Source organism: Vibrio sp. OPT41 (assembly GCF_015163595.1).
GTDB classification, from domain to species: Bacteria; Pseudomonadota; Gammaproteobacteria; order Enterobacterales; family Vibrionaceae; genus Vibrio; species Vibrio alginolyticus.
This window is the reverse complement of sequence record NZ_JADDYH010000017.1, coordinates 1-295: the sequence shown is the minus strand read 5'-3', so window position 1 is coordinate 295 and position 295 is coordinate 1. Positions and strand designations below refer to the sequence as shown.

Sequence of the window (295 nt, the reverse complement as noted above, 5' to 3'; positions counted from 1 at the left end):
ACTTGAACCTGGACAACCGTCGCCAGGCCCACCTAGCCTTCTCCGTCCCCCCATCGCAATTGTAAGAAGTACGGGAATATTAACCCGTTTCCCATCGACTACGCCTTTCGGCCTCGCCTTAGGGGTCGACTTACCCTGCCCCGATTAACGTTGGACAGGAACCCTTGGTCTTCCGGCGAGGAGGTTTTTCACCCCCTTTATCGTTACTCATGTCAGCATTCGCACTTCTGATACGTCCAGCATGCGTTACCACACACCTTCAACCGCTTACAGAACGCTCCCCTACCCAATGCAC

General features: G+C 54.6%; 1 rRNA gene. It reads right to left on the bottom strand.

Annotated elements, in window-relative coordinates:
• Positions 1-295, bottom strand: a 23S ribosomal RNA gene (locus IQP38_RS10520); the annotation flags it as partial.